At 63.0% G+C, this 19,772-nt stretch carries 17 protein-coding genes; 8 read left to right on the top strand and 9 right to left on the bottom strand.

Annotated elements, in window-relative coordinates; genetic code table 11:
• The first annotated feature begins 6 nt into the window (after positions 1-6).
• The gene (locus RS694_RS09425) at positions 7-2,049 is read left to right on the top strand and encodes an NADPH-dependent 2,4-dienoyl-CoA reductase (protein WP_029707562.1); all 2,043 of its coding nucleotides are present in this window, start codon (positions 7-9) and stop codon (positions 2,047-2,049) included.
• Positions 2,050-2,200: 151 nt separating this feature from the next.
• Here the strand turns inward: RS694_RS09425 and RS694_RS09430 are convergent, their stop codons facing one another.
• The 3 genes from RS694_RS09430 to RS694_RS21010 all read right to left on the bottom strand — a co-directional run bounded on the left by RS694_RS09430 (position 2,201) and on the right by RS694_RS21010 (position 4,840).
• On the bottom strand, positions 2,201-3,598 hold the full coding sequence (locus RS694_RS09430) for a sensor histidine kinase (protein ID WP_081708617.1): 1,398 nt from the start codon (positions 3,596-3,598) through the stop codon (positions 2,201-2,203).
• Positions 3,599-3,615: 17 nt separating this feature from the next.
• Positions 3,616-4,347 carry an osmolarity response regulator transcription factor OmpR gene (gene ompR, locus RS694_RS09435; protein WP_029707560.1) on the bottom strand — a complete coding sequence of 244 codons (732 nt, stop codon included), beginning with the start codon at positions 4,345-4,347 and terminating at the stop codon, positions 3,616-3,618.
• A gap of 358 nt (positions 4,348-4,705) precedes the next feature.
• Positions 4,706-4,840, bottom strand: coding sequence for a hypothetical protein (locus RS694_RS21010; RefSeq protein WP_276328880.1), 135 nt, complete (start codon positions 4,838-4,840; stop codon positions 4,706-4,708).
• Position 4,841: 1 nt separating this feature from the next.
• Between RS694_RS21010 and RS694_RS09440 the strand changes: the two genes are divergently transcribed.
• The 3 genes from RS694_RS09440 to RS694_RS09450 all read left to right on the top strand — a co-directional run bounded on the left by RS694_RS09440 (position 4,842) and on the right by RS694_RS09450 (position 9,718).
• Positions 4,842-5,549 (top strand): SIMPL domain-containing protein, encoded by a 708-nt coding sequence (locus RS694_RS09440; protein WP_029707559.1) that lies wholly within the window; start codon positions 4,842-4,844, stop codon positions 5,547-5,549.
• 191 nt (positions 5,550-5,740) lie between these two features.
• The gene (locus RS694_RS21050) at positions 5,741-7,084 is read left to right on the top strand and encodes an EAL domain-containing protein (protein WP_051391868.1); all 1,344 of its coding nucleotides are present in this window, start codon (positions 5,741-5,743) and stop codon (positions 7,082-7,084) included.
• Between the two features lie 171 nt (positions 7,085-7,255).
• Complete coding sequence (locus RS694_RS09450; protein ID WP_029707557.1) at positions 7,256-9,718, top strand: serine/threonine protein kinase; 2,463 nt, start codon at positions 7,256-7,258, stop codon at positions 9,716-9,718.
• Positions 9,719-9,766: 48 nt separating this feature from the next.
• On the opposite strand, the gene RS694_RS09455 is transcribed toward RS694_RS09450, so the two are convergent.
• Positions 9,767-10,204 carry a universal stress protein gene (locus tag RS694_RS09455; RefSeq protein WP_029707556.1) on the bottom strand — a complete coding sequence of 146 codons (438 nt, stop codon included), beginning with the start codon at positions 10,202-10,204 and terminating at the stop codon, positions 9,767-9,769.
• Between the two features lie 191 nt (positions 10,205-10,395).
• Here RS694_RS09455 and RS694_RS09460 point away from each other — a divergent pair, with 191 nt between their 5' ends.
• Positions 10,396-11,580 (top strand): MFS transporter, encoded by a 1,185-nt coding sequence (locus RS694_RS09460; RefSeq protein ID WP_051391867.1) that lies wholly within the window; start codon positions 10,396-10,398, stop codon positions 11,578-11,580.
• 81 nt (positions 11,581-11,661) lie between these two features.
• Here the strand turns inward: RS694_RS09460 and RS694_RS09465 are convergent, their stop codons facing one another.
• Positions 11,662-12,432 (bottom strand): 3-hydroxybutyrate dehydrogenase, encoded by a 771-nt coding sequence (locus RS694_RS09465; RefSeq protein WP_029707554.1) that lies wholly within the window; start codon positions 12,430-12,432, stop codon positions 11,662-11,664.
• 70 nt (positions 12,433-12,502) lie between these two features.
• On the opposite strand from RS694_RS09465, the gene RS694_RS09470 reads away from it, so the two are divergent.
• Positions 12,503-13,390, top strand: coding sequence for an alpha/beta fold hydrolase (locus RS694_RS09470; protein ID WP_029707552.1), 888 nt, complete (start codon positions 12,503-12,505; stop codon positions 13,388-13,390).
• Positions 13,391-13,415: 25 nt separating this feature from the next.
• The gene (locus RS694_RS09475; RefSeq protein ID WP_029707550.1) at positions 13,416-15,635 is read left to right on the top strand and encodes a RelA/SpoT family protein; all 2,220 of its coding nucleotides are present in this window, start codon (positions 13,416-13,418) and stop codon (positions 15,633-15,635) included.
• A gap of 9 nt (positions 15,636-15,644) precedes the next feature.
• Here the strand turns inward: RS694_RS09475 and RS694_RS09480 are convergent, their stop codons facing one another.
• From RS694_RS09480 to RS694_RS09490, 3 genes are read right to left on the bottom strand one after another with little or no spacing between them, the layout of a single operon-like run.
• Positions 15,645-17,108, bottom strand: a complete 1,464-nt coding sequence (locus RS694_RS09480) for a TRAP transporter large permease subunit (RefSeq protein ID WP_029707549.1) — start codon at positions 17,106-17,108, stop codon at positions 15,645-15,647.
• On the bottom strand, positions 17,105-17,554 hold the full coding sequence (locus RS694_RS09485) for a hypothetical protein (protein WP_051391865.1): 450 nt from the start codon (positions 17,552-17,554) through the stop codon (positions 17,105-17,107). Before RS694_RS09485 ends, RS694_RS09480 begins: the two co-directional genes overlap by 4 nt.
• Before the next feature lie 12 nt (positions 17,555-17,566).
• Positions 17,567-18,058 carry a heme-degrading domain-containing protein gene (locus RS694_RS09490; protein WP_029707547.1) on the bottom strand — a complete coding sequence of 164 codons (492 nt, stop codon included), beginning with the start codon at positions 18,056-18,058 and terminating at the stop codon, positions 17,567-17,569.
• Positions 18,059-18,178: 120 nt separating this feature from the next.
• Between RS694_RS09490 and RS694_RS09495 the strand changes: the two genes are divergently transcribed.
• Positions 18,179-19,069, top strand: coding sequence for a ketopantoate reductase family protein (locus tag RS694_RS09495; RefSeq protein WP_029707546.1), 891 nt, complete (start codon positions 18,179-18,181; stop codon positions 19,067-19,069).
• A 241-nt stretch (positions 19,070-19,310) separates the two neighbouring features.
• On the opposite strand, the gene RS694_RS09500 is transcribed toward RS694_RS09495, so the two are convergent.
• Positions 19,311-19,760, bottom strand: coding sequence for a MarR family winged helix-turn-helix transcriptional regulator (locus RS694_RS09500; RefSeq protein ID WP_276324430.1), 450 nt, complete (start codon positions 19,758-19,760; stop codon positions 19,311-19,313).
• Positions 19,761-19,772: the final 12 nt, after the last annotated feature.

The following is a 19,772-nucleotide window of genomic DNA, read 5'->3' on the forward strand; positions in this document are numbered from 1 at the left end:
ATGACCATGACCGCGACCCAACATCCCCATCTGCTCCAGCCCCTGGACCTGGGTTTCACCACGCTGCGCAACCGCGTGCTCATGGGCTCCATGCATACAGGCCTGGAAGACCGCTTCTACAACTACGGCAAGCTGGCTGCATACTTTGGCGAGCGAGCCAAAGGGGGCGTGGGTCTGATCGTGACCGGCGGCATATCGCCCAACCGGCGCGGCTGGCTGCTGCCGTTTGGCGGTACGCTCAATTCCATCTTCGATCTGCCCAACCACCGCAAGGTGACACGCGCCGTGCATGCCGAAGGCGGCAAGATACTCATGCAAATATTGCACAGCGGGCGTTATGGCTACCAGCCGTTTGTGGTGTCGGCATCCGCCAAGAAGTCACCCATCTCGCTGTTCAAACCGCGTGCGCTGACCGAGCGCGGTATCCGCTCCACCATTGCCAGCTACGTGCGCTGTGCCACGCTTGCGCAAAAGGCGGGCTACGACGGCGTGGAGATCATGGGCAGCGAAGGCTACTTGCTCAACCAGTTTCTCTGCGCCCGCACCAACCAGCGCACCGACCAGTGGGGCGGCAGTATCGACAACCGCATGCGCTTGGCCGTGGAAATCGTGAAGCAGGTACGTGCGGCCGTGGGGCCTAACTTTATCTTGATGTACCGCCACTCCATCCTCGATTTGGTGGAGGGCGGCAATAGCTGGGAAGAAGTGGTGCAGGTGGCGCAGGCGCTGGAGAAGGCAGGCGTCACGCTGTTCAACACCGGCATTGGCTGGCACGAGGCGCGCATTCCCACCATCGTCACCTCTGTTCCACGCGCGGCGTTTGCCAGCGTGGCGGCGCGCCTCAAGGCCGCGGTGTCGGTGCCGGTGATTGCGTCCAACCGTATCAACATGCCCGACGAAGCCGAGGCGCTGATTGCCAGTGGCGGTGTGGACATGGTGTCCATGGCCCGGCCGTTTCTGGCCGATGCCGACTGGGTCAACAAGGTAGCGGCCGGACGTGTGGACGAGATCAATACCTGCATTGGCTGCAACCAGGCCTGCCTGGACCACACGTTCCAGAACAAGCGCGCGAGCTGTCTGGTCAACCCGCGCGCGGCGTTTGAGACTGAACTGGTGTACCGCAAGACGGCTGCACCCAAACGCGTGGCTGTGGTGGGTGCCGGGCCGGCTGGTTTGTCCGCAGCGACGGTGGCGGCCGAGTGTGGGCATGACGTAACACTGTTCGATGGCAGCGACCGCATCGGTGGCCAGTTCAACGTCGCCATGCAAGTGCCGGGCAAGGAAGAGTTTGCGCAGACGCTGCGCTACTTTGGCCGCCGCCTGCAGATTACGGGTGTGAAGCTGCAGTTGAACCAGCGCGTGGCGCGCGAACAGTTGCTGGCGCAAGGTTTTGACGTGGTCATCTTGGCCACTGGCATCGTGCCCCGCAAACCCGGCATTGAAGGCATCAACCACACCAAAGTGGTGTCGTATTTGGATGTTTTGCAGCGCAAGGTGATACCGGGCAAACGCGTCGCCATCATTGGCGCGGGCGGCATTGGGTTTGACGTGGGCGAGTTCCTGCTGCATGACCCGGCCATCCCGCTGCCCGTGCCGGTAGACAACTGGTGTGCAGAGTGGGGCGTGGACCTGCAGGCCCAGTCCAACGGTGGGCTGGTGCAGCCCGCAGCGGCCGAACCCTACCGCCAGCTTTATCTGTTGCAGCGCAAGACCACCAAGCCCGGTGCAGGCTTGGGCAAGACCTCGGGCTGGGTGCACCGCGCCGTCTTGCAGCGCAACGGTGTGGAGATGCTGGCCGGTGTGGAGTACCGCCGCATAAACGACGCAGGTTTGCACATCACGGTGGGTGGCGTGGGGCGTGTGCTGGATGTCGACCAAGTGGTGCTGTGCGCGGGCCAGGAGTCGTTGACCGAGCTGATGCCCAGCGACGCGGAACGCCAGCAGCCCGGCATGCCTGCCTTTCACTGTATTGGTGGTGCAGCACTGGCGTCGGAGTTGGACGCAAAGCGGGCCATCCGCGAAGGTGCGGTGCTGGCGGCCAGCTTGTAGCTTGCTTGGGGCAACGCTGAAAAATTATTCCCGTTCGGGCTGAGCCTGTCGAAGCCTTGGCAGGTTCTTGCGTTGTGAAGGATGCGTTTCGCCCCTTCGACAAGCGCAGGACAGGCCAAGCGCAACGCGAACGGACTTGTTCCGCGTAATCTCAGGCGCGTACGGAGCGCTGCAGCTTGATGTGCGCCGACAGGCCTCCGTCAGATGCATTGGTCAGCACAAAGGCGCCGCCCATGCGTTGCACGGTCTTGTCCACAATCGCCAAGCCCAGACCCGCGCCGTTGGCGGCGGTGCGCGCGGCCTCCCCGCGGTAGAACGGCTTGGTCAGGTTGCTGAGCTGTTCATCGGCAACACCCATGCCATGGTCACGGATCTTGAGTAGCACCCATTTTTCATGCGACTTGGCGGCAATGCTGATGCGCGCGATACCGGTGTCGGGTGATTTGCCATAGCGCCGCGCATTCTCCAGCAGGTTGGAGATGATGCGGCCCAGCTCCACCTCTTCGGCCAGCACCAGCAGGTCGTCTTCCAGGCGCACCTGGATGCGCACATCGGGCTGGTCTTTGAAGGCGTAGATGCAGGCGTCCACCACATCGGCCAGCACCACGGTGCCGAGCTTGACGTTGTCGGGCCGCGCGTAATCGAGAAACTTGTCGATGATGGCGTCGAGCTGGGCAATGTCGGCCGCCATGTGGGCGCGGGCGTCCAAATCGGCCACGCTCATTTCAGTTTCCAGCCGCAAACGCGCCAGCGGGGTGCGCAGGTCGTGCGAGATGCCGGCCAGCATCACGGCGCGGTCCTGCTCCACCTTGGCCAGGCGTTGGGCCATGCGGTTGAAGCCGATGTTGACCTCGCGGATCTCGCTGGTGTGTACATCTTCATTGAGCCGGCTGGCAGCGAAGTTGCCTTCGCGCACATGGCTGGCGGCAAACGACAGCTCTTTCAGCGGGCGGTTGATCAGGCGCGCGATCAGGGCTGCACCGGCCAGCGACAGTGCGGCGGCAACCACCAGCCAGATCATCCAGGTGCGGCCGCCCGCGGCGTTGAACCGTTGCTGGTCGGTAATCAGCCAGTAGGCGTCACCATCGATGTCGAAGCCAATCCACAACCCGGCTTGCCCGTTGACCTGGGCTGCCACCACGGTGTTTTTGCCCAGTCGGCTGGTGACTTCACGGCGGACTACATCGGAGTCATACGGAGTTACCTGGTCGGTCGCTTCGCGCGGAACGATGCGCAAGCCTTCTTCGTCGCTCATGGTCTTGAGCAACGAGATGCGGGCAATGGCGTCGGCATGCACCAGTGCGGCACGGCTCAGGTTGACCTGTGAGGCGAGTTGTTGCGCCATCTGCACGGCACGCGGCTCGTACTCCAGCGCGCGCAGGGTTTGCAGCCAAGCCAGGATGCTGCCAAGCAGCAAGAGCGCGAGGAGAAAGAAGGTGCGCCAGAACAGGCTCAGGTCAGCCAAGGGCAGGGCGCTGCCGGCGGATGTCGGTGCTTCCAGCGGAGCTGCTGCGCTGCCCCCGAAATCCTGAACCTGGGTTTCAGTCAAGACGGAAGACCCCGGTTTCAAGCAGCGTCGTCCGGCACAAACACATAACCCACGCCCCACACGGTCTGGATAAACCGTGGCGTGGTCGGGTCGGTTTCTATGAGCTTGCGCAGGCGCGAGACCTGTACATCCAGGCTACGGTCAAACGGTTCGAATTCGCGGCCGCGTGAGAGCTGGGCCAGTTTCTCGCGCGACAGCGGTGTGCGCGGGTGGCGCACCAGCGCCTTGAGCATGGCGAACTCGCCCGTGGTCAGCGTGATATCATCGCTGCCCTTGTGCAGCGTGCGTGCGCCCAGGTCAAAGACAAACTGGCCAAACTTCGCCACCTCGTTGTCGCTGGACGGTGCTCCCGGCACTTCCTGCACCGGTTTGCGCCGCAGGACTGCATGGATGCGGGCCAGCAGTTCGCGCGGGTTGAAGGGTTTGCCCAGGTAGTCGTCGGCGCCTACCTCGAGGCCGACGATGCGGTCAATGTCTTCGCCCTTGGCGGTGAGCATGATGATGGGCGTGAGGTCGTTGGCGGCGCGCAGGCGGCGGCAGATCGAGAGGCCGTCTTCACCCGGCATCATCAGGTCCAGCACGATGAGGTCGGCGGTGTCGCGCTGCATCACGCGGGTGAGTGCCTTGCCATCTTCGGCCAGAAGCACATCAAAGCCTTCCTGGGTCAGGTAGCGGCGCAGCAGGTCACGGATGCGGGCATCGTCATCTACCACCAGAATTTTGTTGGGTCGGGAAGCCGGGTTCTGCATAGGAGTGTGAAATTTGTAACAGGCGAATTTTGCGCGGCTTGTGGCCCGTATGGACTGCAAATGAAGATGGTTTGACACAATGTTACAAATAAGCGGCTAACCGTACACTCGCTGCTCCAACAATGTGAACCGTGCCCGATCATGGGCCGTTGAGGTGTGATGTTGCGACGTATTTCCCTATTTCTGCTGTTAAGTTGTTGCCTGGTGACTGCCTTTGCACAGTCGCCTCCGCCACGGCGCGCGCAGGGTGCGGCAGACAGTGAGGCACTGCAACGCCGTGCTGCGCTTCGGGCCGCCCTGCAAAACCAGCCGGAGGCGCCCCCCAGGCCCGCCGACGGGGCAGGGCAGGGACGCCAACTCAGCCCGCAGGAGCGCCAGGCGCTGCGCGAACAATTGGCACAACAGCGGCGCGAGCCCCTGCGGACGTCTCCTTGACTTTCAGTTTTTCTGCAATTCGTTCTTCTTGTTTTTGTTTCTTTATATAGGATTCCATAGTGAAAATTGCTATCAAAATAGTAGCTGCTTGCGCTTTTCTGGTGGGGGCTAGCGCCCTGTTTGCCCAACAAGTTCCGGTGGAACTGCGCAATGTGGTGCAGCTCTCCTCCAGCGGTACCGTGGAGGTGCAGCAGGACCTGTTGACGCTCACGCTGTCCAGCACACGTGACGGCGCGGACCCTGCAGTCATCCAGACCCAGCTCAAACAAGCGCTCGACGCCGCGCTGGTGCAGGCCAAACCTTCCGTGTTGGCGGGCGCCATGGACCTGCGCACCGGACAGTTCAGCCTGCAGCCACGCTACAACCGCGACGGCAAGATCACCGGCTGGTCCGGCACCACCGAGCTGGTGCTGGAGGGGCGTGACTTTGCCCGCATTGGGGCCGCCGCTGCCAAGATCCAGACGCTGGTGATTGCCAATGCCAGCTTCGGACTGAGCCGCGAGCTGCGCGCCAAGGTGGAGGCCGAGGCCCAGCAGATCGCCATCGACAGCTTCAAAGCCAAGGGCAATGACATTGCCCGCGGTTTTGGCTTCACCGGCTACAGCCTGCGCGAAGTGTCGGTCAACAGCAATGACCAGGGCTTTGTGCCCCGCCCCCGCATGGCGGCGATGGAAATGAAAACCATGGCGGCGGATGCTGCCGTGCCCATGGAGGCTGGCAAATCGGCGGTGGTGGTTTCTGTCTCGGGATCGGTTCAACTGAAATAATGACGTCCCCGTCATAATCTCCCGACATGTCTATGCGGGAGGGACGGGCAATGGTTGTGGTGGTGCACGGTGTCTGACGCCCTGGTCCTGTGCCAGGACGGGCTGGCTTTGCTCGCCTCCCAAAGCGCCCGCCGTCCGTGCGCCTGGCAAGCGCACGTTCTTCAAAGCGGTTTTACACTCTGTTGCACGCCATGACAGACACTCACCGCACTTCCACCAGCAATCCGCTGACCGCATTACACGTGCGCCGGGTGCGCATGATGTTGTGGATGGGCGGCTATTTGCTGATTACGGTGGGCTTGTGCTGGGGCGTGTATTTCGCCATGCAGCACGAGTGGTTCATCGTGGCGCTGGATGCGCTTATGTTTGGCGTGGGTGTGCAGATTCTGGTGTGGACCCGCCGCAAGCGCACCCGCCGCGCGTTTTACCTGCTAATGGGCAGCATTTTTTGGGTGGTGTTCGGCATCTCTGCCGTCTTTGACATCCCCAGTGCGGCGGCCCCACGCTCGACCCATTTATTCCTGCTGACGCTGGCCGTGTGTGCCCTGCTGTTTTTGCGCGATGAGCGCGGTCCCCTGCGGCATCTGATGGCGGGCCTGTGTTTTATTGCCTTCGTGGCGCTGGCCAGTACCAACCACGCCTGGATTGCGGGTTACGCGTTGCCCGACACCGTGCGTGTGGGCGGTACCTGGGTCAATGTGATCTTCTCCATGGGTGCGGTGTACGCCATGGTCTACATCATGATGAGCGACGTCGCTGGGGCGTCCGAGCAGGAGACGGAGTTGCGCAAGGGCATTGCCAACGGCGAATTTTTTCTGGTCTACCAGCCGCAGGTTGCGTCGAGCGGTCAGGTGTTGGGGGCAGAGGCCCTGCTGCGCTGGAAACATCCCAAGCGCGGGCTGGTGGGGCCTGCGGAGTTCATCGGGCTGGCAGAGGAGAGCCGGCTTATCCTTCCGCTGGGCCTGCTGGCGCTGGAGATGGCCTGCGAGGAACTGGTGGCCTGGAGCCAGAAGCCCGCGCTCTCGGAGCTGACCCTGTCCGTTAACGTGAGTGCCCAGCAGTTCCACGAGCCTGACTTTGTCAACGCCGTGCGCACGGTGATGGAGCGTTGTGGCGTACAGCCCAACCGGCTCAAGCTCGAACTCACCGAAAGTTTGCTGGCCAACGATCTGGATGACATCGTGGCCAAGATGGAAAGCCTCAAGGCGTTTGGGGTGGGCTTTTCGCTCGATGACTTTGGCACCGGTTATTCATCACTCAATTACCTCAAGCGCCTGCCGCTGGACCAGCTCAAGATTGACCAGTCTTTTGTGCAGGATGTGCTGACCGACCCGAATGACGCCGCCATTGCACGCACCGTGATCACGCTGGGCCAGAGCATGGGTTTTGCCGTGATCGCCGAAGGTGTGGAAACCATAGGCCAGCGGGATTTCCTCATGGCCAATGGCTGCCACACCTTTCAGGGCTATTTGTTTGGCAGGCCGATGACGGCTAAACATTTCGCGGAGTTTGTCACCCGCGGTCCGGTGGGGTGAACCATACAGCCGCGAGATACGCCATCTGCGTCTCGGGCCATGCTTCCAGATGGGAAACGCAAGCCTATTCTGGAGCCTGCGAATAGGTTTTTTTGTAGGGCATGCTGGCCTGGACGGTGTCATACTCCGCGCCATACGCTGGAAAAAGTGCGCGCATGACGCACCCTGAGCATGTCCGAACCTACACCGTTCTCCCCAACCCTCCCACTCAGCGGGGCGGCAGCTTCGCCTGCATCGGAAAACCTGGGGCGGTTTGAGTTGCGCAAGGTGCTGGGGCAGGGTGCACAGTCCACCGTGTGGCTGGCATTTGACCCGCGCCTGGAGCGCGAGGTAGCCATCAAACTGATGCGTCCTGGCCAAGGCTCCAACGATGAGGCCGTTGCCCATTGGCTGCAGGAGGCCCGCAGCGTGGGACGTGTGAACCACCCCAACATCATTCAGGTGTTTGAGGCTGACATCCACGACCACCAGCCCTACCTTGTTTTTGAATACGTCGCGGGCAACACGCTGGACAAGATCCTGCGCGAGCGCGGCGCGCAACCTGCCCAGCAGGCCGTGGCCTGGATGATTGATGTGCTGGACGCCGTAGCTACAGCACACGCCGCAGGTGTGGTGCACCGCGACCTCAAACCTTCCAATGTGCTGGTGGATGGCGCCGGCCGCGCGCGGGTGATGGACTTTGGCATTGCCGCACGTATCCATGACAGCAGTGACAGTGGTCCGGTGCTGGCCGAAGGCACGACCGGGTATCTGTCGCCCGAGGCAGCCAACGGCGCGCAGCCTGCTGCGTCCATGGATATTTTTTCTGCCGGCGTGGTGTTGGCCGAGTTGCTGATGGGCCGGCGCCTGATCGACGAGGCTGACCCCTTCCGCGCGATCTACCGCGTGATGCACGAGCAACTCGTGCTGCCCGAAGACCTGGGCAACGAGGTCGATGACCGCCTGCGTTCCATCGTCAACCGCGCGCTGGTGCACGACCCGCGCCAGCGTTTTGTCAGTGCCCGCATCTTCCAGAGCGAGCTGGAGCAGTGGGCCAGCTCCGCCTCCAGCGATGCGCTGGAAGCGGCGGGTGCTGTGCCGGTGACCAGCGGTACGCTGGAGTTTTTGCTGCGCCGCATGCGCCACCGCAGTGATTTCCCCGCCATGTCGGATTCGGTGGTGCGTATCCAGAACATGGCCGCGTCGGAAACCGAGAGCGTGGGCAGCATCACCAACGAAATTCTCAAGGACGTGGCGCTGACCAACAAGCTGCTGCGTCTGGTCAACAGCGCACACTTCGGGCGTGGCGGCAGCATCAGCACGGTGTCACGTGCCGTGCATCTGGTGGGCTTCAACGGCATACGCAATATGGCGCTGAGCCTGGTGCTGCTGGAGCACATGCAGGACAAGGCCCATGCAGCGCAGCTTAAGGAGGAGTTTTTGCGTTCGCTCTTGGCCGGCACCATTGGCAGCGAGTTGTGCCCGGTGGTGAGCGAAAGTGAAGAGGCGTTTATTGGCGCCATGTTCCAGAACCTGGGGCGTTTGCTGGTGCAGTTCTACTTTCCCGAAGAGGCCACGCGGGTGCGCGGCATGATGCACAGCCCGCGTCAGCCGGTGACCGAGATATCGGCTTCCATCAGCGTGCTGGGCCTGAGTTTTGAGGCGCTGGGCATTGGCATTGCCAAGGCCTGGAACCTGCCCGATGAGATTCAGCGCTGCATGCGCAAACCTGCGGGTGACCCGCCGACGCGTGTGCCGCTGGACGATGGCGAGCGCGTGCGATGGATCGCGCTGGCTTCCAACGAAATTGCCGACGTGCTGTTGCACAGCGACCCGCAGGAGCGCGAAGGCAAGCTGGCCCAGGTCACACGCAAGTACATGCAGGCCATGGGCGTGACGGCCAAGGACATCCAGATCGCCACCAACCGGGCGCGCCAGAAGCTGGGTGACCTGGCCACGGCGATGGAAATCCGTGTGGCGCCGGGTTCGGCAGCGGCCAAGCTGCTCAAGGGCGGCGAGCCGCCCCCCGAGCCGGTACGCCGGGTGTCAGCGCCGGATTCAATGTCGCAGTTTGGCGGTCTGGAGTTGCAGGCTACGCCCAACGAGATGGGTGACGACCAGGATGCCCTGCAACACCGCCAGGTGGCGGAAACGCTGGCGGCGGGCATTCAGGACATCACCAACGCGATGGTGGAAGACTTCAAACTCAGCGACGTGTTGCGCATGATTCTGGAGACCATGTACCGCGCCATGGAGTTTGACCGCATCATTTTCTGCATGCGTGATTCCAAAACCGAAATGGTCACAGGACGTTTTGGCCTGGGGCAGGGTGTGGAGCGTTGTGTGAAGGTCTTCAAGACCCACTTGAAGGCGCCCACGCCCGACCTGTTTGGCGTGGTGTGTATCAAGGGGGCCGACACCATGATCAGCGACGCCTCGGAGGCGCGCATCGTGCAGCGCCTGCCCGACTGGTACCGCATGACCATCAATGCGCCGACCTTTCTGCTGCTGCCGCTGCAGATCAAGGGGGCGCCGTTTGGCCTGATCTACGCGGACAAGACGGTGCGCGACTCGCTGGCGCTGGATGACAAGGAACTGGCCTTGCTGCGCACCCTGCGCAACCAGGCGGTGATGGCGTTCAAGCAGTCAACGTAAACTGATTTGCTATTGAAAATATAGCTGCTTGCGCAGTCTATATGAGGGCTAGCGTGTAATTACGCATAAAACACTGCAGGGCGCGTGTTCTATCAACGCCCCCGAGATCGAGCCACGCCACCAGCGTGCAGCCCAACTGTCCAGGTGTTTGTGGCCCACCACGATGAGGTCTGCCTGGACCTTGTTTGCATACCCCGTGATTTCTTCTACCGACTCTCCTTTGAGCAACTGGCCGCTAGCGGTGTAACCCGCATCGGCCAGTCGGCGCAGGCCGTCGGCCAGGATTGCCTCAAACCGCTGGACTTCGCGCGCCTCCAGCTCGGGGTTGTAGAAGTTACCTTCCACCGCCGCCATGCTCATGGTGAAGGGCATCACGGCGACCAGCGATAAGGTGGCGTGGCTCCACTGCGCCAGCTCGCTGCAGTCCAGCAGGGCTTTTTGCCCGGTGTCGGAGCCGTCATAGGCAAGTACGATGTTCTTGTACACGGTGTAGCCCTCCAGAGTCTGTACAAAGCATAGCCCGGTGTCGCACACATGACAAGAGCGCTGCGCAAGTCGTATCCGGCGCTGGCAACCCCGCTGCAGCGCAGGGGAATGCCGTCCCGGAACCCTGCAGTGCGGGTTGCCTGCGAGAATCGCGGGCTTGGCACACGCCTGCACCCTGCAACCTCACCACCATGACATCCACTCCCGCCAAGTCGTCCTCTGCGGCATTGCCTAAAGTTCTCTGGCCCCTGCTGTTTGGCAACTTTGTCATCGGCACGGGCGTGATGATCGTGCCCGGCACGCTCAACGAGATCAGTACGTCGCTGGGTGTCTCCGTCGCTGTGGCCGGGCAACTGATTGCCGCCGCTGCGGCGGTCATGTGTATCGGCGCGCCGCTGTTTGCCACCTTTGTGGCGGGCTGGGACCGGCGCCGCCTGCTGGCGTTGTCCATGCTGTGGTACGCGGTGTTCCTGGGCTTGAGTGCGCTGATGCCGGACTTCGGTTCGTTGCTGGTGGTTCGCGTGCTCACCGTGGTGTCGCCGGCCATCTTCACGCCCCAGGCCGCGGCCTGTGTAGGGCTGCTGGTGCTGCCGGAGCAGCGGGGGCGCGCCATTACCTTTGTGTTTCTCGGCTGGTCGGTGGCTTCCGTGTTGGGCATGCCTATCGGCGCATTGATTGGCGGCATGTTCGGCTGGCGCAGCGCGTTTGGTTTTGTGGCGCTGCTGAGCCTGCTGAGCGCGGTGTGGGTCTGGCGCTCCATGCCCAACGGTGTGAAACCACCCGCGCTGTCGCGCGCGGCCTGGGCCGAGACGTTCCAGTCCCGCGCGCTGATGCTGTGTGTGGCGGTGACGCTGCTGTATTCCGCCGGCCAGTTTGTGCTCTTCTCGTACTTCGCGCCGTATTACAAGGCCATGCTGAACATCACGCCGCTGCAGCTGAGCCTGCTGTTTGCCTGGTTTGGCGCGTTCGGGCTAATCGGTAATATCTTCATGTCACGCCAGATCGACCGCATCGGCGCGCCGAGCGCGGTGATGTGGGGTGTGGGCAGCATGGCGCTGAGTCTGCTGATCTGGCCGCTGGGGACCAGCCTGGTGTTGGTGGCGCTGGTCATGGTGCCGTGGGGTTTGGGCTGCTTTTCATCGAACTCGGCGCAGCAGGCGCGGCTGGTGGGCATTGCACCGGCGCTGGCCTCGGGCTCCATTGCGCTCAACTCCTCCGCCATGTACGCCGGCCAGGCGCTGGGTGCGGGCAGCGGTGGCTGGCTGATCGCCCATGGCGGCATGTACTCGCTGCACTGGTTTGGCCTGGTGGGGCTGCTGGCCGCCATGGCCATGAGCTGGTGGGCGACGCGTCAGCGCGCCCACGGCACGGTTTAATAACGCTAATGTGCTACTAAATTAGTAGCTGACCGCGCATGTTCCATGAGGGCTAGGGGCCTAAAAGGCTCCTAATTTTGCTTATTGCGCTGTCCAACCACCGTCCATGTTCCAGGCCACACCGCGCACGTTGTTGCCGGCGGGGGAGCAGAAGAACACGGCCAGTGCACCCAGTTCTTCGGGGGTGGTGAACTGCAGCGAGGGTTCTTTTTCACCGAGCAATTGTTTGGTGGCCTCAGCGTTGCTGATGCCTTGTGCGGCGGCTTTTGCATCCACCTGCTTTTGCACCAGCGGGGTGAGCACCCAGCCGGGGCAAATGGCGTTGCAGGTCACGCCGGTGGTGGCGTTTTCCAGCGCGGTGACTTTGGTCAGGCCCACCACGCCATGTTTGGCCGCCACGTAGGCCGATTTTTCTGCCGAACCCACCAGGCCGTGGACCGAGGCCACGTTGATGATGCGGCCCCAGTTGGCGGCCAACATGCCGGGCAGCGCCAGGCGCGTGGCGTGGAAGGCGCTGCTCATGTTGATGGCGATGATGGCGTCCCATTTCTCCACCGGGAAGTTTTCCACCCGCGCCACGTGCTGGATGCCCGCGTTGTTGACCAGGATGTCCAGGCTGCCAAACGTCTTGGTGGCGAACTTCACCATGTCTTCAATCTCGGCGGGTTTGCTCATGTCGGCGCCGTGGTAGGCCACCTGCACGCCCAGCGCGGCCACTTCGGCCTTGGGGCCGTCCACATCCCCAAAGCCGTTGAGCACGATGTTGGCACCCTGCGCGGCGAGCGCCTTGGCGATGCCCAGACCGATGCCGCTGGTGGAGCCGGTGACGAGCGCGGTTTTGCCTTTCAACATGGTGCTTCTTTCAAAAAGGGGAAGGGGGATTGAATTAGGATGGAGTCATTATCAAACAGGCATTCAAACCATGGCTGACCCCAAGCTGAATTACCTTTCCTGCTCCGATTCTGGTGCCGGCCACCGCATGGCGTACTGGGAGTGGGGCGCGCCCGATGCGGCCCACACGGTTGTCTGTGTGCACGGCCTCTCGCGCCAGGGGCGCGACTTTGACGTGCTGGCGCAGGCCCTGGTGGCCCAAGCCGGTGGCAAGCTGCGCGTGGTTTGCCCTGACGTGGTGGGCCGCGGCCAGAGCGACTGGTTGGCCGACCCCATGGGTTACCAGGTGCCCGCCTATGCGGCCGACATGCTGGCCCTGCTGATGCACCTGAAGCCGCAAACGCTGGATTGGGTCGGCACCAGCATGGGTGGCTTGATCGGCATGGCGGTGACTGCGCATGCGGCGTCGGTAGGCATGAAAGTGCGCAAGCTGGTGCTGAACGATGTGGGGCCTACGGTGCAGTGGGATTCCATCGTGCGCATCGCCGCCTACCTGGGCAAGTCCATGCAGTTTGAATCGCTGCAGCAAGCGGCCGATGCCATGTGGTCCATCTCCACCAGTTTTGGCCCGCATACACCGGCGCAGTGGCTGGAGCTGTCGCGCCACATGGTCAAACCTGCGACTCAGGGCGGTGTCACGCTGCACTACGACCCCGCCATTGCCGTGCCGGTGCGCGCCATGACGCAGGAGATGGCGGCCGGCGCAGAGGCCATGGTCTGGCAGTTGTATGACGCGATCCAGGCCGACACGCTGCTGCTGCGCGGCGCGGTGTCTGATCTGCTCTCGCCCCACACCGCCCAGCAAATGACCGAACGCGGCCCCAAGGCACGCCTGGTGGAGTTCGCCGGCATCGGCCACGCGCCCACGCTGATTGCCGACGACCAGGTACAGGCTGTGGCCTCGTTCTTGCTGGACTAAACCCGACCCCGAATATAGAGACTCCATGAAAAGTTTGTCGGCCGAGCACCCCAGCCTGGCCCCCCCACAAGTCATTGCGGCCACGTCGGAAAACCTGCCCGAGCAGGTTGGTGCGCTGGCGCGTGCCCGCGCGTTTGCAGAGCCACTTCTGGCCAGCGAAACGCTGGACACCGGTGAAAACGTGCTGGCGCATGCCGACGCCGTGGCCGCCATCCTCAAATCCATCGGTGGCTCCGAGGCCATGCAGACGGCCAGCTACCTGGTCTACGCCTGCGACCACCTGAACAAACCGCATGAGGTGATCGCCAAGGCCTTTGGTGAGAACTTTGCCGATTTGGCGGTGGAAACCACCAAGCTGGTGCGCGTGCAACGCATGGCACGCATTGCGCAAACGGCGGCGGGCAATACAGCCGCACCCATGGCGCAGACTGCCGCTGCGCAGACCGAGAGTGTGCGCAAGATGCTGTTGGCGTTCTCCAAAGACCTGCGCGTGGTGATGCTGCGCCTGGCCTCACGCCTGCAGACGCTGCGCCACTTTGCCGCGACCAAGCTTCCGGTGCCCGAGAACCTGGCGCGCGAGTCGCTGCAGGTGTTTGCGCCGCTGGCCAACCGCCTGGGTATCTGGGAAGTCAAATGGGAGATGGAAGACCTGTCCTTCCGTTTCCTGGAGCCCGATACCTACAAACAGGTGGCCAAGCTGCTCGACGAAAAACGCGCCGAGCGCGAGGCCGCCGTGGAGCACTTGCGGCAGCAACTTGCGACCGAGCTGGCCGCGCAGGGCATCACCGCCACCGTGCAGGGCCGGCCCAAACACATTTACAGCATCGTCAAAAAGATGCGTGGCAAGTCGCTGGGTTTTGACCAGGTCTACGACATCCGCGCGCTGCGCATCGTGGTGCCCAACGTGCCTGACTGCTACGCCGCCCTGAGCTGGGTGCACAGCCAGTTTGCGCCGGTGACCGAAGAGTTTGACGACTACATCGCACGCCCCAAAGCCAACGGCTACCAGTCCTTGCACACCGTGGTGCGCGACGCAGCGGGCCAGCCCATCGAGGTGCAGGTGCGCACCCAGGCCATGCACGACCATGCCGAACACGGCGTGGCCGCGCACTGGGCCTACAAGGAGGCCGGTGCGAAGGGCTATGCGGGTAGTGTGACCGCGGCCGGTGAATACGACGCCAAGATCGCCGTGCTACGCCAGTTGCTGGCCTGGGAGCGCGACCTATCGGGCGGGCAGGATGCTGCGGTGTTTGACGACCGTATTTATGTACTGACACCTGACGCAGCCATTGTGGAGTTGCCCAAGGGCGCCACCGCGGTGGACTTTGCCTACAGCGTGCACACCAGCCTGGGCCACCGCTGCCGCGGCGCCAAGGTCGACGGCGCCATGGTGCCGCTCAACACCCCACTCAAAAACGGCCAGACCGTGGAAGTGACCACGGTGCGCGAAGGTGGCCCCTCGCGCGACTGGCTCAACCTCGAACTCGGTTTTCTGGTCAGCCACCGCGCGCGTGCCAAGGTGCGTGCCTGGTTCAACGCGCTTGCCATGGGCGAGACGGTGGCCAAGGGCCGTGAGGCGGTGGAAAAACTGCTGCAGCGCGAAGGCAAGACCGCCATCAAGCTCGACGACCTGGCCAGCCAGTTGGGCTTCAATAACGCGGAAGCGCTGTTTGAGGTGGTGGGCAAAGATGAGTTTTCATTGCGCAACATCGAAACCCTGCTGCGTCCCCCCGAACCCGCGCCTACGCAAGACGACTACATGCCGCTCAAGAAGCCGCGCGCGGCCGGTGGTGGCAAGGGCGGCGTGCTGGTGGTGGGCGTGGACTCGCTGATGACGCAACTGGCCAAGTGTTGCAAACCCGCACCCCCCGACCTGATCAGCGGTTTTGTCACGCGTGGCAAGGGTGTCAGCGTGCACCGTTCGGATTGCTCCAACCTGCGCAACATGGTGACACGCAGCGGTGACCGCGTGATCGACGTGGAGTGGGGCACACCCGGTGCCAAGGACGGCAATGTCTATCCGGTGGATGTGGCCGTGCAGGCCAACGACCGCCAGGGCCTGCTGCGCGATATTTCCGAAGTGTTTGCCAAGGAAAAAATGAACGTCATTGGTGTGCAGACGCAAAGCATCAAGGGCATGGCCTGGATGACATTTACCGTGGAAGTGGCCGAGTCCGGGCGCCTGGCCAAGGTGCTGGGTATCGTCAACGAACTCAGCGGCGTACGCTCGGCGCGGCGGCGCTAGGGCGGCGGCTCAGGGTTTGGTGTCTTCGGCCGGGGCCGACATCTCGCGCATGCTTTTCTCGATGTCATCGTCCGCCGAGGGCTGCGCCGCAGTGGCCGCAGGCGGCGGGGCATCCAGGCCATGCACAGCGGATGGCATGGCAAACACCACGGCACTGACCAGCACCTGCGCACACCAGTAGGGCAGCAGGGCCGTGAGCAAAGCGCGGGTGCCGACCCGCCCCAGGCCACCCTGGGTGCGTGCCATCATGACGGCATAACCCATGGGCGGAATCAGAAAGCTGATTTGCAGCACCAGCAAAAGCAGTACGGCAGCCTGCTGCGCGTCCCCAAGACAGAGCACCAGCGGCGGCGCCACGATGGGGATGATGACAAAAATCATTTCAAACGCATCGAGCACCCAGGCACACAGTGCCACCCCCAGCAGCACAGCCGCCGCAGTGGCCTGCAGTGGCCAGGGTGAGGCCAGAATGTGGGTTGCCAACCACTGATCGGTTCCCCAGAGCCGGAACACCAGGCTGAAGGTATTGGCCCCCAGCAACAGGGCAAACAGCGCGCCACTGAGCTCCATGGTTTCCTGCAAGGCGGTTTGCCATTGATCCACCGTCATGGCGCGCGCCAGTGCCGCCCACAGCAGCAACACCATGGCGCCGGTAGCGGCAGCTTCCACCGCGTAGAGCTTGCCAGTGAACACCGATGCCAGCAGCGCGATCACTCCGACGATGGCCAGCGCACCCGCCCATCCCTGCCGGGCCGTGAGTGTGGTGGTGGCTGGGGCGCTGACCGGTGTGCCGCTTGGCTTGCGCCCTTGCCACCAGGCCACGCCAAACCACAATACCAATACCGCCATGGCCGGCAGCAGTGCCGCCAGAAAAACGTCCTGCGTATTGATGATGCGCTGTACTACGTGGTAGCCGGGCAGGTTGCTGGCCTCGGTGTGGGCGCGCAGCATGGCGTCGCCCAGCAGGATCAGCACCAGCGAAGGCGGCACCACCACGCCAATCGTGGCCGAGGCACTGACCAGCGCCATGGCGCGCGCGGTAGCCAGCCCGCGCAACCGCGGTGCAACCAGCCGCGATAGCAGCGACGCGCTGGAGGCCACCGATCCATTCATGGGCGCAATCAGTGCGCCTACGCCCAGAGCCGCCAGGGCCCCGCTGGCCGGGGTACGCCGCAATAGGCGTTGTAGCAGCGCGTACACCGCATCGGCCACATGCAGGCGCTGCAGCAGCACCCCCATCAGCACGTACAGCGGCAGCGCCTGCAGCAGGTCATGTTCCAGCAAGCCCATGGTGCGCACGCCCACGGCCGCCAGCACATGGGCGTCCATGCCACCCAGCAAGCAGCCTGCGGCGGCAAACAGGCTCGCGCAGGCAATCAACAAGGCCCATACGGGAAGCCCGGTGGCCAGAATCAGGACGGCCAGCACCACGAGCATGGCCAGGCCCATGAAAGGGGCGAGCCCAGTGCTCATGCCGAAGGCGCGGCGCGGCGCATCAGCTGCACCACGCTTTGCCAGAGAGCCAATGCGGCTAGCAGCACCAAGGCCCAACGCAGCAGAAAGTAACCCGGGGTGAAGGTCTCGGGAAATTTCTCCATCTGGGTCAGCGAAGCCCACGCTTGCGGAACGCCCACCCACAACAGGAATACGGCCCAGGGTGCAACGCACAGCAGAGTCGCCCACGCTTTCCAGCGGGGCCCATGCGTGGTGTCCGTCGTACTGCCATGGGCTGCCAAATGGGTTCCCGCCACGGTGGCTGCAGACACTGCTACTGCAGCGTAGATTGCAAAGACGACCTGCCCCCAGTCATTGGCCAGACGTGCATGGGCCTGCACCAGGTCGCGCAGGGGCCATTGCACCCATAGCAGGAAAGCCAGGGGGAGTGCCAGGACACTGGTGCAAAGAACAATGCGGCGCATGGTGTTTGCAGCTCAGTCCAGCGCCACTTCGGCCAGCGGAACGCCGCACAACTCTGCCAGCGCCTGCACCACCATGCCGTGGTCTTCGCGCTGCGGAATTCCGGACACGGTCGCAACCCCGACCACGCCCACACCCCGTACACGGATCGGAAAACTGCCGCCGTGGCTCGCGTAGTCCCGCAGCGGCAGGCCCTGTTTGGCTTCCAGCGAGGTGTTCTCGGCTTCCAGCTTCAGGCCCACGGCGTAGGAGCTGGTGTGCAGCAGTTCCACCGTGTTGCGCTTGCGCCGTGCCCAGTCGGCATTGCCAGGGCCGGTGCCCGGCATGGCGTAAAAAAACACCGTCTCTTTCGCCAGCCGGATCTCGATGGTCAGTGCCACACGGCGTGCTTCACTCAGCTCCTTGATCAGCGTGCCCAGCGCCCAGGCGGTGCTCTGGTCAAAGGTGTGGAACTGCAGGCGTTCTTCCTGGTGGGCCAGGCGTTCGAGGTCGGTGGTGCTGGTCATGGCAGTGGGGGCTGGAAATGGTGTTTGCGAGTGTAGGGGAAGGTGCCCCTGCCTAGAATGGTACGTCCCTAACCCACCTTGCGAGTTCACATGACCCCTGCAGTGCCTGCCAAACCATCTTTGAAAGTCGCCGTTATGGGCGCAGGCGCCGTGGGTTGTTATTACGGCGGCATGCTGGCCCGCGCCGGCCACACCGTCACGCTGATCGCCCGGCCCACACATGTGCAGGCGATTGCGGCGAATGGCCTGCGCATGGAGACAAAAACCTTTGACGAACAAGTGCGCCTGGCGGCAAGCAGCGAGGCCAGCGCCGTGCGGGGCACCGACCTGGTGCTGTTCTGCGTCAAGTCCACCGACACCGAAGCTGCTGGCGCACAAATCCTGCCGCATCTGGCGCCCGACACGCTGGTGCTGTGCCTGCAAAACGGCGTGGACAACGCCGAGCGCCTGCAGGCCGTTCTGACTAACCATACCGTGGCGGCCGCCGTGGTCTATGTGGCGACCGAGATGGCCGGCCCCGGCCATGTGAAGCACCACGGGCGTGGCGACCTGGTGGTCGAACCGTCTGCCGCCGCCGTGGCCCCAGCGCTGGTGGCCGCTGCGGTGCCCACCGTGGTGTCGGATAACGTGCGCGGCGCGCTGTGGCTCAAGCTGATTCTTAACTGCGCCTACAACGCGGTGTCCGCCATCACCCAGTTGCCCTACGGCAAGACCGCGATAGGCGAGGGTGTGCAGGACCTGATGCGCGACGTGGTTAATGAATGCCTGGCGGTGGCAAAGGCCGAAGGTGTGCAGGTGGCAGGCGACGTAAACGCCGCCATTCGCATGATCTTTGACACCATGCCCGGACAGTTTTCCTCCACCGCGCAAGACCTGGCGCGTGGCAAGAAAAGCGAGATCGATTACCTCAACGGCCTGGTGGTACGCCGCGGCCAAGCGCGGGGCATTGCCACACCGGCGAATCGCGTCTTGTGGTCGCTGGTGAAGCTGCTGGAGAGCAAGCAGGGGTAGGCAACCTTGCGCAAAAATATGCCCCGTTCGGGCTGAGCTTGTCGAAGCCCTCTGCACTTTCTTGATTGGTAAGGGCTGCGTTTCGACAAGCTCAACACGAACGGAATGCACCGGCAGAGTCCACTGGGATCGCTGAATTTGCTATCTATTCAGTAGCTGCTTGCGCAATCCCCATGAGGGCTAGAGGCCTATTTTCCTTAAAAATGAGCCGCGCCGACGCATGGCACGGTGTGCACAGCCGCTAGTTGCGACCACCCAGACGCCGTTGGGACTTTGGCAGATCATCCAGCCAGGCGGGATCATCCGCCCTTTGTTGCAGCAGCGACAAAATAGTATCCAACTGCTCCAGTTGGGAGTCCGACAGCACAGTGAGCAGGGTGCGGTTGATATCAATCACCTTCGGGAACACTTGCTGGTACACCAGCGTACCTTTCTCCGTCAGTGCAATGAGAACCCTGCGCCGGTCATTCGGTTTTGGCGTGCGAGAGACCAAGCCTTTTGTTTGCAGGCGTCCCAGTGTTTTGGACACGAGCCCCCACTCCAGTTGGGCAGCCTGTGCCAGGTCGGATGAAGACATGGCTCCATATTGCGCAAGCACGAGCAAGAGACGCCATTCACGTCGCGTAACGCCATGGCCGCCTTCGCAGATACGTACAACGGGCGCTCCGGCAGTGGCATGCAAGCGGGCCACTCTGTAAAGGAA

It is taken from the genome of Rhodoferax saidenbachensis (assembly GCF_001955715.1).
Lineage (GTDB): Bacteria > Pseudomonadota > Gammaproteobacteria > Burkholderiales > Burkholderiaceae_C > Allorhodoferax > Allorhodoferax saidenbachensis.